Source organism: Litorihabitans aurantiacus (genome assembly GCF_030161595.1).
Taxonomy (GTDB): Bacteria; Actinomycetota; Actinomycetes; order Actinomycetales; family Beutenbergiaceae; genus Litorihabitans; species Litorihabitans aurantiacus.
Genome location: NZ_BSUM01000004.1, coordinates 15,935 through 28,808, shown reverse-complemented (window position 1 = coordinate 28,808; position 12,874 = coordinate 15,935). Strand labels below are relative to the sequence as shown.

General features: G+C 69.8%; 11 protein-coding genes. 8 read left to right on the top strand and 3 right to left on the bottom strand.

What is annotated here, in order from left to right:
- Nucleotides 1–49: 49 nt before the first annotated feature.
- The 8 genes from QQK22_RS18110 to QQK22_RS18075 all read left to right on the top strand — a co-directional run bounded on the left by QQK22_RS18110 (nucleotide 50) and on the right by QQK22_RS18075 (nucleotide 9,256).
- Nucleotides 50–1,756: a hypothetical protein gene (locus QQK22_RS18110; protein ID WP_284252920.1), complete on the top strand. Its 1,707-nt coding sequence runs from the start codon at nucleotides 50–52 to the stop codon at nucleotides 1,754–1,756.
- Between the two features lie 13 nt (nucleotides 1,757–1,769).
- Complete coding sequence (locus QQK22_RS18105; RefSeq protein ID WP_348525657.1) at nucleotides 1,770–3,251, top strand: SCO6880 family protein; 1,482 nt, start codon at nucleotides 1,770–1,772, stop codon at nucleotides 3,249–3,251.
- 32 nt (nucleotides 3,252–3,283) lie between these two features.
- Nucleotides 3,284–4,051 (top strand): hypothetical protein, encoded by a 768-nt coding sequence (locus QQK22_RS18100; RefSeq protein WP_284253001.1) that lies wholly within the window; start codon nucleotides 3,284–3,286, stop codon nucleotides 4,049–4,051.
- Complete coding sequence (locus QQK22_RS18095; protein ID WP_284252999.1) at nucleotides 4,048–4,773, top strand: hypothetical protein; 726 nt, start codon at nucleotides 4,048–4,050, stop codon at nucleotides 4,771–4,773. The genes QQK22_RS18100 and QQK22_RS18095 overlap by 4 nt, the downstream gene beginning before the upstream one ends.
- A complete protein-coding gene (locus QQK22_RS18090; RefSeq protein WP_284252914.1) occupies nucleotides 4,770–6,572 on the top strand; it encodes a type IV secretory system conjugative DNA transfer family protein in 1,803 nt (600 codons plus the stop codon). Before QQK22_RS18095 ends, QQK22_RS18090 begins: the two co-directional genes overlap by 4 nt.
- Nucleotides 6,569–7,408: a DUF4913 domain-containing protein gene (locus tag QQK22_RS18085; protein ID WP_284252912.1), complete on the top strand. Its 840-nt coding sequence runs from the start codon at nucleotides 6,569–6,571 to the stop codon at nucleotides 7,406–7,408. Before QQK22_RS18090 ends, QQK22_RS18085 begins: the two co-directional genes overlap by 4 nt.
- A 613-nt stretch (nucleotides 7,409–8,021) precedes the next feature.
- Nucleotides 8,022–8,294 (top strand): hypothetical protein, encoded by a 273-nt coding sequence (locus tag QQK22_RS18080; protein WP_284252910.1) that lies wholly within the window; start codon nucleotides 8,022–8,024, stop codon nucleotides 8,292–8,294.
- Nucleotides 8,294–9,256 carry an S-layer homology domain-containing protein gene (locus tag QQK22_RS18075; RefSeq protein WP_284252909.1) on the top strand — a complete coding sequence of 321 codons (963 nt, stop codon included), beginning with the start codon at nucleotides 8,294–8,296 and terminating at the stop codon, nucleotides 9,254–9,256. Before QQK22_RS18080 ends, QQK22_RS18075 begins: the two co-directional genes overlap by 1 nt.
- A 334-nt stretch (nucleotides 9,257–9,590) precedes the next feature.
- Here QQK22_RS18075 and QQK22_RS18070 read toward each other — a convergent pair whose 3' ends face one another.
- From QQK22_RS18070 to mobC, 3 genes are read right to left on the bottom strand one after another with little or no spacing between them, the layout of a single operon-like run.
- Nucleotides 9,591–10,385 carry a hypothetical protein gene (locus tag QQK22_RS18070; RefSeq protein WP_284252907.1) on the bottom strand — a complete coding sequence of 265 codons (795 nt, stop codon included), beginning with the start codon at nucleotides 10,383–10,385 and terminating at the stop codon, nucleotides 9,591–9,593.
- A 35-nt stretch (nucleotides 10,386–10,420) separates the two neighbouring features.
- Nucleotides 10,421–12,235, bottom strand: a complete 1,815-nt coding sequence (locus QQK22_RS18065; protein WP_284252905.1) for a relaxase/mobilization nuclease domain-containing protein — start codon at nucleotides 12,233–12,235, stop codon at nucleotides 10,421–10,423.
- On the bottom strand, nucleotides 12,232–12,573 hold the full coding sequence (mobC, locus tag QQK22_RS18060; protein ID WP_284252902.1) for a plasmid mobilization relaxosome protein MobC: 342 nt from the start codon (nucleotides 12,571–12,573) through the stop codon (nucleotides 12,232–12,234). The genes QQK22_RS18065 and mobC overlap by 4 nt, the downstream gene beginning before the upstream one ends.
- Between the last annotated feature and the right edge of the window lie 301 nt (nucleotides 12,574–12,874).

The following is a 12,874-nucleotide window of genomic DNA, read 5'->3' as shown; positions in this document are numbered from 1 at the left end:
TGGAGTCTGCTGGGGTGGAGCCGCCGTCTGCGGCCCATCCATTGCTGATGTGGTCGTTGGCGACGCGATCGAGAACATGCAGCGGGCGACGGAACAAGCCCTCGCGCAGGCTCTCGGGCAGGTCGCCACGATCTGGGTCAACGTGGATACGCCGCAGCTCTCGGGCTCGGGGGACGCTTCGGTGGACCTCGGGCAGGCGCCGGGGGCGGCGGAGCTGACGCAGGTTCTCTCCTACATCACGTGGATCGGGTTCGCCGTCGCCACGCTCGCCCTGATCCTGCTGGGCGTGATGGTCGCGCGGGGCGTCTCGCGCGGGCAGGGCGCCGGCATCCTGAACCGTTCGTTCTGGTTCGCGGCCGGTGTCGTGGTCCTGGGTGGCGGTGCTGCGATCGTCGGCGCAGTGATGCCGACGCGGCCGCAGAACGTCGCCGGCACGGCGGCGTTCTTGCAGTCCTCGCTCTGGTACTTCACCGGCGCCCTGGTGGTGCTGAGCGTCATCATCGGCGGTATCCGCATGGTCATCACCCAACGGGCCGACGCGGGTAAGGACGTCCTGCGGTCCCTGGTGACGTTCTTGGTGGTGTCGGCGCTCGGGGTGACGATCACAGCGCTTCTCATCACGGTGTCGGACCGATTCTCGGTCTGGATTCTGGAACAGGCCCTCGACTGCCCGGCCGGGGAGGACGCGGCGTGCTTCGGGGAGAACCTGGTGCGGGTGCTGCACATGGCCGAGCAGGGCGCCGGCGCGGGCGGTGATGGGAGCGGAGCAGGGCCGACGTTGGTTCCGCTGATGATCATCGTCCTCGGCCTCATCGCGCTTCTGGCGGCGCTGGTCCAGGTGGTGCTCATGTTCGCTCGGGCCGGGATGCTCGTGCTGATGACGGGACTGCTGCCCACGGTGGCGTCCTTCACCAGCACCGAGACGGGGCGGGCGTGGTTCTGGAAGGCGATCGGCTGGACGGGCGCGTTCATCGCCTACAAGCCGGTGGCGGCGATCATCTACGCCACCGGGTTCCAGCTCGTCGGTTCGGACTGGGCGACGTCGGACCCGTTGCAGAGCACGTTGACGGGGCTGCTGATGCTCGGGCTGGCCGTTGTCGCGCTGCCGGCGATGATGCGTTTCGTGACCCCGGTCGTGGGTGCTGCTGCTGGCGGCGCCGGCGGCGGGGCTCTCGCGGCGGGCGCGCTGGCCGCGCTCCCGACCGGAGCGGCCGCGATCGCGCGCCTGGGTGGCGGTGGAGGCGGCAGCGGGAGCGGCGGTGGCGCGGCGGTGTCCACGCAGGCGAGCCCGCAGGGCAGCAACGGCAGTGCGGGCCAGGGTGGCTCGCAGGGTGCGCCCGGTCCGGCTGGTTCGACCTCGCAGGGCGCCGGCGCACCGGCGCCTGGCGGCACCTCGTCCCCGGGCGGGGCGGGAGGCTCGCAGAACGGCGAGCAGGGTGCGTCGGGCTCGGGCGGCTCGAAGGGCGGCAGCGGTGGCGGTTCCGCCGGGCAGAGCGGATCGCCTGGCGGCCGTGACGGCGCCAGCGGCGCCAGTCAGGGCGGGGGCGGTGCCGGCGCTGCTGGTGGGTCCGGGCCTGGTGCGGGCGCGGCGGGCGGTGGCGCCTCGGGCGCTGCTGCGGGCGCGGCGAGCAAGGCGCACCCGGTGGTGGCAGCGGCGAGCGTCGCCGCAGACGGGGCGAAGGCCGCCGGTGCGGCGGCCAAGCAGGTGGGCAAGGACGTGAGCGGAGAGGGTGGTGGTCCCAGTGGCAGCCGTTGAGACGGGTAGGCGCGTGCGGACGTACGGCAACTGGAAGCGGCCGACGTCGCCGGGCCTGTTGGGCCTGGGGATGGTGGCGACGTTCGGTCTGCTGATCGCGCTGGTTTTCATGGTGGTTCTGATGACGATCACGAACCTCCTGGTGGGTCTGGCGTTCGGCCTGGCAATCGCGGTCGTGACGGTGGTGCTCTCGCTGCGCGACCGGCACGGGCTGAGCATCGGCAACCGCCTCGCGCAGCGGTTCTCGTTCGCCTATACGCGGGCCTCGCGGGCGAACCTGTACCGCTCGGGGCCGCTGGGGCGGACCCCGTGGGGCACCCACCAGCTGCCGGGGGTCGCCGCGACCACGCAGTTGAGCGAGCACGAGGACTCCTACGGTCGCCCGTTCGCGCTGATCCACGCTCCGAAGGTGAAGACGTTCACGGTGGTGCTGGCCAGCGATCCCGACGGCGGGGCGCTGGTGGATCAGGACACGGTGGACTTCCGCGTCGCGGCGTGGGGCGACTGGCTCGCGGGCCTGGCGGACGAGCCGGGCCTGGTGGGGGCCGCTGTGACGGTCGAGAGCGCCCCGGAGACGGGCCAGCGGCTCGCCCAGGCGGTTCAGGGCCGGATGGACAGCAACGCGCCGACCTACTCGCGCGCCGTGCTCGAGGAGGTCGTGCAGGACTACCCGTCCGGCTCCTCCACGGTGCGCGCCTACGTCTCTCTGACGTTCCAGTCCGACGCCATGGTGCTCGGGCGCACTCTCAACCCGGAGGAGATGGGTCGCGAGCTCGCGACCCGGCTCCCGGGGCTGACGAGCTCACTGGGCCTGACCGGGGCCGGTGCGTGCCTCCCGGCGACGGCGGCCGAGCTGTGCGAGGTCGTGCAGGTGGCCTACAACCCGGTGGTGGCGCGCTACTTCGATGAGGCGCGCGCCGAGGGTGAGGTGCCGGACATCTCCTGGTCGGAGGTCGGCCCGTCGGCGCACGAGAGCGCCTGGGGTCACTACCGCCACGACTCGGCGGTGTCGGTCACGTGGTCGATGACCGGCGCCCCGCGCGGGGTCGTGCAGTCCTCGATCCTGCGTAGCCTGCTCTCCCCTCACCGCGACATTGCACGCAAGCGGGTCACGATGCTCTATCAGCCGATCGACGCGGCGCGGGCGGCGCGGATGGTCGAGCGGGACGAGTCCAACTCGGTGTTTGCCGCCACGGCGGCGCGGCGCACGACCCACCGTCAGGCGCACGCGGTCCAGTCGGCGCGGGCGACGGCGGCCGAGGAGGCCAGCGGAGCGGGCCTGGTCGGGTTCGGGATGCTGGTCACGGCCACGGTGACCGAGCCGGAGAAGCTGCCGGCGGCCAAAGCCGCGGTCGAGCACCTCGGGGGCGCGGCGCGGTTGCAGCTGCGCCCGGTGTACGGCTCCCAGCACGCGGCGTTCGCGTTCGCGCTCCCGCTGGGGCTGGTGCCGGAGAAGCACTCCAACGTTCCGACCGTGGTCCGGGAGGGCGTGTGATGGGCCGGCGCAGCAAGCACAGCACGCCGAAAGTGCGCGCGCCCCGAGTGCCCAGCGCTCGCGGGTGGCTCGGTGCGGGCGCCGGCGCCGACACCACGATTCAGGTCCCGGCGAGCTTCCGGGGCACCACGGTCCAGGTCTGCGGTCTGCACCCGTTCGCCGTCGGTGACGGGACCTCGATGCTCGGGGTTCCGCTCGGGGTGCACGAGCACACCTCCGCCACGGTGTGCGCGGACCCGATGAGCTGGTTCCAGGGCGACGCGATCGGCAACCCCTCGGTGTTCGTCATGGGCCTGCCGGCCCTGGGCAAGACGAGCCTCGTGGCACGGATGTGCGTCGGCCTGGCGGGCTACGGCGTGCTGCCGTTCGTGCTGGGCGACACCCGCCCGGACTACGTGCCCACGATCGAAGCTCTCGGCGGTGAGGTGCACCGTCTCGGGCGCAATCGCGACTACATCAACCCGCTGGACCCGGGCGAATCGACCGTGGCCGCGCAGCGGCTGCGCGCGGCCGGGTTCGAGCGAGAGGCGCAGGAGGTCGAGGCCGACGCCCACGGGCGCCGGCTCACGACCGTTCTCGGGCTGATCGCGATCCAGCGCAAGGGACCGACCACGGAGGCCGAGGAAGCGGTGCTCGACCGGGCACTGCACATCGTGGACGCCCGGCTCGACCGGGTGCCGATCATGAGCGACGTCCTGGACGTCGTGCGCGAGGACCGGACGAGCTGCGTGCGGCGGTCATCGACCGGGGTAGCTGGGAGGTCTACCAGACCAAGACGGAGGGCTTGGAGCTGTCGTTGACGCTCCTGTCCACCACCGGGTTCGGTGGGCTGTTCTCGCGCGAGTCCAGCAAGCCGCTACAGCGGGACAAGCCGGTCGTCTACGACATTTCGGCTATCCCGCAGGGAGAGTCCGACCTGCTGGCGGCCGCGCTGCTGGCGTGCTGGTCGAACGGGTTCGCGACGGTGAACATCGCCGGCATCCTGGCCGATGCCGGGTTGGAGCCGCGCCGGCTGTACTTCCTGGTGATGGACGAGCTGCACCGCATCCTGCGAGCGGGCGGCGGGATGATGGTCGATCGCATCGACTACCTGACCCGGCTCAACCGTGCCGAGATGGTGGGTCAGGCGATGATCACGCACACGATGAAGGACCTCAAAGCGCTTCCGGAGTCGGAACGGCTCAAAGCGATGGGGTTCATCGAGCGCTCGGGGATGGTCATCCTCGGGGGCCTGCCCGGGGCGGAGATGCCGGACCTGACCCCGGTCCTGCCCCTGACGCAGGAGGAGCAAGCCAAGCTCGCCTCGTGGGCGACCCCGCCCAGCCAGTCGGCCAAGGAGGGTGTGAAGCAGGACCCGCCCGGGCGCGGGAAGTTCCTGATCAAGGTCGGCGGCCGTCCGGGTATCCCGATCCGGGTGCGACTGACGCAGCGCGAGCTCAACCTCACCAACACCAATCGCAAGTGGCAAGAGGTCGAAGCCCAACGACGCGCGGCTCGCGCGCAGGCCAGGGAGGCATCGTGAACGGTCCAAACAACCGCAGGGAGGACCCGGGGCAGAGTCGGGGGCAGCTGTACGCCCTGATGGTGCTCGTGGGCCTGGTCGTGCTGGTCGTGGTCGGCGTGAACGCCGGCGTGCGTCTCGGCAACCGCTTTGCCGGCACCCCGGTCGAGCTCTCGGGCAACCCCATGCAAGTGGTGTTAGAGGTGTTTACGGGAGCGGTGGCCTGGCCGGCGGCCGGGACCGCCGTCGTGGTGGTCCTCGGCGTGCTCGTGCTCGCCGTCGTGGTGCTGCTGGCGCTGGCGTTCCGGCGGATCGCTCGGCACCGCTCGCGTGTCGATGACAAGGCCCGGTACATGGGTCGCGGCCGCGACATCTCCTCGCTGACCGCCAAGGCCTCGCGCGCGACGTCGCAGCGGCTCGGCGCCGGGGAATGGCTGGGTGTGGCGCTGGGGCGCAGCGTGAGCGGCGGTCAGGCGCTCTACGCCTCGGCAGAGGACCAGATCGCGATGATCGCCGGCCCCCGCATGGGCAAGTCCACCTCGTTCGTCATCGGGGCGATCGTGGAGGCTCCCGGAGCGGTCATCACCACCTCGAACAAGCGCGACGTCGTGGACGCCACGCGCGACGTGCGCAAGGAGCGCGGCCCGGTGTGGGTCTTCGACCCCCAGGGCGTCGCGGAGGAGCCGGCGACGTGGTGGTGGGACCCGCTGTCCTACGTCACCGACGAGATGAAGGCCGACCGGCTCGCGGGCCACTTCGCGGAGGGCTCGCGCGAGGAGGGCGCGGGCAAGGGCGATGCGCACTTCGACGGCTCGGGTAGGACGCTGCTCGGGGCGCTGTTCCTGGCGGCGGCGATGACGCAGACCCCCATCACGCAGGTCTACACGTGGCTGACCAACCCTCGCGACGAGCGCCAGGTCCAGACGTTGCGCGAGCACGGCTTCCCCCGCACCGCCGATGCGCTGTACGGGATCGTGAACACGCCCGACCGCGAGCGGGGCTCGATCTTCTCCACCGCCCGCCGCATGGCCAAGTGCCTGACCAACCGCAGCATCGACCCGTGGATCACGGCGAACGGCTCCGGCGACCCTCGCCCGCAGCTAGACCCCGCCAAGCTCCTGGACGACGGCGGCACGCTGTACTCGCTGTCGATGGAGGGTGAGGGCTCCGCCGGCCCCCTGGTGACCGCACTCACCGTCGCCGTGGTGGAGGCGGCGGAGGAGAAGGCGCGCCGCTCTCCCGGCGGCCGGCTCCCGACCCCGCTCCTGGGCATCCTGGATGAGGCCGCGAACGTCTGCCGCTGGAAGCAGCTGCCCTCGCTCTACTCCCACTTCGGGTCCAAGGGCATCGTGCTCGCCACGGTGTTGCAGTCCTGGGCGCAGGGCGTGGACGTGTGGGGCGATCGCGGGATGGAGAAGCTGTGGAGCGCAGCAAACGTGCGCCTCTACCTGGGCAACAACACCGAGGTGAAGTTCCTCTCGGACCTGTCCACGCTGATCGGAAACTACGACCGGCTCAGTTCCAGCGCCTCCACCACCCGTGGCCAGCGCACCCGCTCCGACAGCCTCAGCCGGGAACGGGTGCTCGACGTCGATGACCTCAGCGCCCTACCGCGCGGCCGCGCGGTCCTGCTCTCGGCAGGGAACCGGCCCACCCTCGTGCGCACGGTGCCCTGGCTGGTCGGGCCGCACGCTGAGGCGATCCGCGCCTCGATCAAGGCGCACGACCCGCAGGCCGGCCAGACCGTGGCCCGCGCTGAGCGGGACCTGGCCGAGACGACCGACGAGCTCGGCCCCGTCCCGGGGGTGCAGGCCGCATGAGCACCGACTGGGACACCCCCGACCCCGCACCCGTGCCCGGGTACGGCACCCCCAGCCCTGCCGGCGACCCTGCGCCGTCGCACGGGGGTGCCGACGCGCTGTTGAGCGAGCCCGGCGTGATGGAGGCGCTGGCCGCCCGCGACCGCGCCGACGTCGCGCGGGTGGAGGCGGAGACGGCCATGGCGCGTGCCCGTGAGGCGGCCGCCGACGCCGAGGGCGCGGTGGCGATCGCTCGAGCTCGGGTTGCCGACCTCGAGGACGACGACAGCAAGCGGCCGTGGGAGCGTCTGGCGGCCGCCGAGGACGTCGAGCGCGCACTACGCCTGGTGTCGCAGCGCGACCGCGAGATTCACGCGGCCACCGTGGCTGCCGACACGGCCGCGAGCGAGTGCACGCGCGCACAGCACGCCGTGGAAGCCGCGATCGCCGCGAGCGAGCTTGGCGGCGTGAGCGAGGCCGCGGCCGACGGCGACGGCGATCAGCCGTACTACGGCAACGCGGTGGAGTTCTTCGAGAAGTTCCTGCGCGACGCCTACATGCGATCGCAGGACGGGCGCGTGTGGTGCGCCCGCTGGTGGGAGGTCCCCGAAGGCCTGATGCGCATCGAGGCGATGTGGCGGGCCTGGGAGCACCTGCGCACCGACCCCACGACCGGGGCGAGCGTGTGGTGGCGCGACCACGCCGACCACCACATGAACGTCCTGCTGTCCTCCTCTGGCCCCTTCGCCAACTACACCGACGAAGAGGACCGACTCAAGCCCGGTCAACCACTACCGCACGTCTCCCCGCCCCCGGGCCTGTTCCGCGACGTGCGCGAGGACCCACCCGCCGCCTGAGTCTCTCGACGCGGGATCGTTAGAGACTCTGGCGTGACGCGTTGATGTCACGCCCTGTTGCGCGGTCACACAAGTTGCGCCATGCTTCACCTGTGCTCGAACCTCGAGGTAAGCGATTCTCTTTTAGCGACATTTCCGCGCGCATCCTTGTAACAATACTTGCCATCCTCTCTGCGCTATTGCTTCTTACGGTCGCCTCAATTGCAATAAGATCTATCGCGAACCTCTAGAGGAAAGACGGCGAGCAATGACAAGGCGTAACCTCTTGGCACTCGGTGCCGCCAGTGCGACCGCTGCGTTACTCGCGGTCTCAATCACGCCCGCTTTCGGCGTTGGCGGTGGGCCAGAGCCAAGCCTGAGCGACCTAACCCCTCCTTCGCTACCCGAACCCGCATTCAGGGTCCCCGAAGGAGAATCTGGATACTACGAGTACGACGCGCCCGCTTCCGAATTCCCAGAAGGTGACGAGGACCTGGAGGAATCGGGCCAGCCGGGGGCGGCAACCCCTTTCTTTTACCCCGTTACGAGCGCCCAAGAGGCAGCCGTTATCGACGCGCGCCAAGACAATACTTAAATCCTCTACGAACAGGGGCCAACCGCTTCCACATCTCTTGTGACTACGACTTGCAGTTACAAGTTCACCGGCTCCAACCTGATCACCGATCCGCTCCCTATCCGCGACATCGACAATTTTAAGCTCGCCGGCGCCAGCCTTCAGAATCAAGGACTTGGATTTACGCTCGCCGGCTCTAAAGCCGGAATTTTCGATTCGCAAACCAGAAGCCAGCAAGCCACCGCACAGGTCTACAACTGGATTACGATACCCCCGCTTTCACCACAGGGGACCATAGTCTTCCAACTTTCCCCAACGGGGGCGGTCGGCTGATGACGGATTCAAAATTTGCCATCGAAACCGGGAATGCTTCCGCGGCCGATTCCAACTACAGCTTCAGCATGGGAATTTCGAACAACAACTCGTGGGCGACGTACGATCAAAAAATTTCGCGCTCACTCTCATCTAACGATGGCCAGTATCGCACCGTCGAAGTATCACTGAACGGCACCCCTCACTCGGTCAGCACCGCCTTCCAGCCTGGGCAGACGTACGGCATGGTTGGCGCGATAGTATCCTCCGCGAACGCCAACCGGGGGCTTGGCGTGATTAATTCCCAAGCTTCGGCATTGTCGGACTTTGCCGGTTGGAACTACGACATCCCGGGCGTCTACCCGCAGGGTCGGACCATCTTCTACCAGAGCAGTTTCCGGGTTTCGTTTCAAGTAGTTGGGCACGCCGTAAATTGCGATGGCCCCTACTACGACGTATATTCAAACAACCAGTTTGCTACCGAGATTCGCTGGATGCGGAACAATAATATTGCACCTGCGGATGCGAACGGGAACTACCGCCCATACGAGGCGACGACTCGATCCGACATGGTTTACTTCATGTGGGCAATGCGCGGGTTTCCTGCGCTGAACAGCGGGACGAACTGCTTCGCCGACGTGAACTACTTTACCCCAAATGGGGATGTGATCTGCTGGGCGAAGGCAGTGGGCTTGGTGGGAGGATGGCCGGACAACTCATTCCGCCCGAACCAGCCCGTCGCACGAGATGCGATGGCGGCATTTCTTTATAGGCTTGCAGGAAATCCCCACTACGTGGCGCCTTCGTCGTCCCCTTTCACGGACGTGACGCCACAAACTCAGTTTTACAAAGAAATGTCTTGGCTGAGGTCCCGCGGGATCTCGACTGGCTGGCCCGACGGGACGTATAGGCCCTTGTCTTCGACGAACCGAGACGCTATGGCGGCTTTTCTCTATCGGATGCGGATGTCAAATATCGCATGAGACGCGCTCGGCGCGGAGCCGTGTACGGCTTCCTCGGACTCATACCAAGGAGCGGAGTCCGGGGAATCCCTACCGCGAGACGGTACTGCAGTTTGACGAAGGCGCCTGCGGTCTGAATAGCCCGGTTCGCTGAGGGCAAAGAAGGGATCCGAGCACGGCACAGCTCATCGGATTGCGGCGCATCCTGAAGCAGGCCGACTTCTAAGATGGCGCGACCGGACGTGAGCACCCCTGAGCCTGGATTAGGTACCAGAGAGCTACGACTCTGCCCGGGGCCTCCTCCTTCGGGCCATGGTGCAATTCGCGTTCAGGGCGCCGCGACAGATGAAGCTACTTAGCGCCCAAGACTGGACCTCTGCTGCTCGGCCGCCTGGGTGCGTCCCTTGCGGGCCTGGGCGGGCTTGCGGTCGGGGCGCCCCGACACGGCCTGGCTGGCCGGGCGAGCCTGGGCGACATCCGCGCGCATCACGGCCGCTACCTGCCTCTGGCTGTGGCCGGCCTCGGTCAGCCCTCGCGCGGTGGCCTCGCGACGCTCGGCGCTGTCGTAGGCCGGCTCCGCGCGCACGCGCAGAGCCCCCGCCTCGGCGGCGTGGGCGAGCGCGTCGGCGCGCAGCTCCTCGCGCACGGCGGGGACGCTCTCGTGCTCCCGCTGCGCCTCGCTCTGGTCCTCGCGCTGCTCGGCCGCCTCGGCAGCGCGGGTGAGCGATGCAGCCTCGGCCTGCTCCGCGCGTGCGCGCTGCTGCTCGGCGCCGGTGGCGGTCAGGTTCTCGATCGTCACCCCGAACCGGTGCCCGACCTCGGTGCGCATCCGCTCCTCGGCCTCGGCGAGCTCGGGGTGCTCGGCCGCCCAACCCCGGGCGGTCTTGTACATCTCGGAGATCTCCTGCGCGCTGGCCTGCGCCCACCACTGGGGGTTGTTGGTCGCGCTGAGCGAGGCGCGCGCCGTCTCGAGCTCGGCGTCGAGGCGGGAGCGCAGCTCGGCCGCCTCCCGGGTGCTGTCGGCCGTGGCCTCGCGGCGCCGCTGCTCGATCGCTCGCGCCAGGGCCTCACCGGCCTGGCTGGCGGCGGTCAGGAGCACGCGGAACTGGCCCTCTACGACCTCGTCGATGCCGTCGTTGTCCATGCTCATGGTGTGACCTCCCTGCGGGGTTGGTGGAGCGCGACCTACTCGCGTCCCTGGTCGGTCGAGCCCCGTTCAGGACCCGGCCGGGTGGTGCTTCTCGGCTTCGCTGGCGACGGCTCGGTTGCAGGCTGGACGGCGCGCGTGGCGGGGTGGGCCTGGGAGGCCTGCGCCGTGGCGAGCGTGGCGCGCATCCGGTCGGTGATGTTCGGGTTGGGCGCCGTCGCCACGGCGGCCGTCGTCTGCTGTTCGGCGCCGCCGGGGACCTGAGCAGCCGTAGCCGGCTGGTGGGCCTGGGCGGCGGTGTCCATGCGCCGGTGCACCTCTGCGAGCCGTCCGCGCATCTCGCGTGCGATCGACTCGGCCTGGCGTTGCTGACCCTGCGCGAGAGCGGCGTCGTGCACCGCCTTGGACAGGTTCATCAGCGACCGCAGGAGCGCGGCCTGCCCCACCGGTCCGACGCCTCCGCGTGAGGCGCTGGCCACGAGCATGGTCGTGCCCGACACGGCCACGAGCTGCGCCTTCGGCGTGCTCGTCTCGCGGCCGAACGTCTGCGCGGAACGGCTCAGCGCGTCGGCCGCGTGCGCCATGGCGCCGGGGGTCGGCTCGGTCGCGTCCGACCACGCCGCCAGGGCGCCGGAGGTGCGTCGAGCCACACGTGCCCACGTCTCGCGGTCGTGCGTCGGCACGGCCCGTAGCTGCGCGGACAGGGACTCCATCTCCTTGCTGAACTGCTGCCACACCTCGGGGCGCGGGGCGCTGACCTCTCGCCCCGGTGCCGCGACCCGGCGGGCGCGCTTGGCGGCGTTCCACTCCGCGCCGGCGGCCGCGCGGGACGTCTCGCTCGTGTCCCACTCCGACCGCAGGCGCGGCAGTGTCAGGTCACGTCCCAGGCGGCCACCGCCGTACCAGATCGGGCGCTCACCGTGCACCGGTCGCGACGCGACGCTGTAGCCAGCCACGACGTCGGTGCTGCCCTCGGCGTAGCGGGGTCGCACGAGCACACCGGAGCCGCGCAGCCGGCGAACGAACTCCGCCTCGTCGCTGCTCGCGGCCGCGCACCCGCGTACCTTGCGAGCCAGCGCCACCCGGGGCTGGTCCTCGCGCAGCTGGACGCTCACGAGCCCGACGCGCTGGTGTGAGTCGAGCGAGGACCACGGCGCGAGCTGCTGGCCGGCGGCGATCTTCTTGGAGTGCAACGCCTTGGCTCGACGGCGTGCCTGCGCCTCGCGCTCGCCCATCTCCCACCCGCGTGTAGAACGCTCGGCCGACACCGACTCCAACCGCTCCAACCCGTAGCGCTCCTCCAACGTGCGAGCGACCTTCTGCGCGCGCGAGTAGTCGCGATGGGTCGAGGCCTTGGTGCCGTCCTCGCGCACGAGACTGACGGCGATGTGCACGTGGTCGTTGCCCCCGCCCGAGGGCCCGTGATGGATCGCGACCCACCGGCACGAAGCCTTGCGCGCGGTGTCGTCCTGACCGCTACCGACGTCGGTGCCGGCCTCGTTCACGCGGTCGTCGTTGGCCGCGTCATCGAACCCCATCGCCTGCACGAAGTCGCGCGCGATCTTCTCCCACAGCTCGTCGCTCTTGGCGCCCTCGCCGGCGCGCAGTGCGAGGGACACGTGCCACACGTGACCGCCCTTGACCTCGACGCCGAACGCGCGGTGCGGCTCGTCCACCGTGCGCGCGATCGCGAGCGCGTCGTCACGATTTAACACACCCTCGGGCGCTGTCAGGCGCGTCACCGTGTCCCCGGTGATCACGCGCTGCCCGGTGTGCTCGTTGTGACGTCCTGGACCTGCCAGGTAGACCAGCAGACCGGACACACGGTCGCCGCGCGAGACGTTCGGCATCATCGCCCCATCACCCGCAGCTCCGTCACGAGCTCGGCAATCTGACCGACCAACTCGCGCGCTCGCGCGTGGGTGGTCAGAAGGTCCGCCACGATTTCGCCGTCGATGTTCGCCCGGCGCGCGATCTGGTTCACGTTGTTGCCCACGCCGGCGAGCGTGCGTTGCGCCGCAAGCAACTGGCGCAGCACAGCCTCACGCTCCGACGCGCTCGCGGCTGCCGCCTGCGAGCCACCGGCAAGCGCGGAGTCGATCAGCAGCTTGGGAACGCTGACGCCGTAGCGCTCCGCGAGCACCAGGAGGGCGCCGGCTTCCTCCGTGGTGGCGCGCACCTCGTAGCGCACCTTGCGGCCACCCTCGACGCGCCGGCGCCGGCGCTGGGTGGTCGCACGTGACGGAGCGGGCGTACCCGTCTGCGACGTCTCCGACAACCGATCCACCACCTCTCGGCCCAGCGCAGCGACCCCACCCGGCGTGGGGACCCATGGCCAGCATGGCCCAAGAGCTCCCGGCAGGGCAACCGATCAGCACGGCTGATTATATAGCTTGCTCCGTCCGGGACACCGCTGGCTTTGCAACTCGCCTTACGCCTCGCTGAGGCCGCAGGGGTTCGATACGATCGAGCGGTCGGAGCGCCCGGGGCGC

What these genes read in the sequence shown, in the direction of transcription:
- QQK22_RS18085 (WP_284252912.1), top strand. Translation starts at nt 6,569, where the DNA reads ATGAGCACCGACTGGGACACCCCCGACCCCGCACCCGTGCCCGGGTAC.
- QQK22_RS18075 (WP_284252909.1), top strand. Translation starts at nt 8,294, where the DNA reads ATGACGGATTCAAAATTTGCCATCGAAACCGGGAATGCTTCCGCGGCC.
- QQK22_RS18070 (WP_284252907.1), bottom strand. Translation starts at nt 10,385, where the DNA reads ATGAGCATGGACAACGACGGCATCGACGAGGTCGTAGAGGGCCAGTTC.
- QQK22_RS18065 (WP_284252905.1), bottom strand. Translation starts at nt 12,235, where the DNA reads ATGATGCCGAACGTCTCGCGCGGCGACCGTGTGTCCGGTCTGCTGGTC.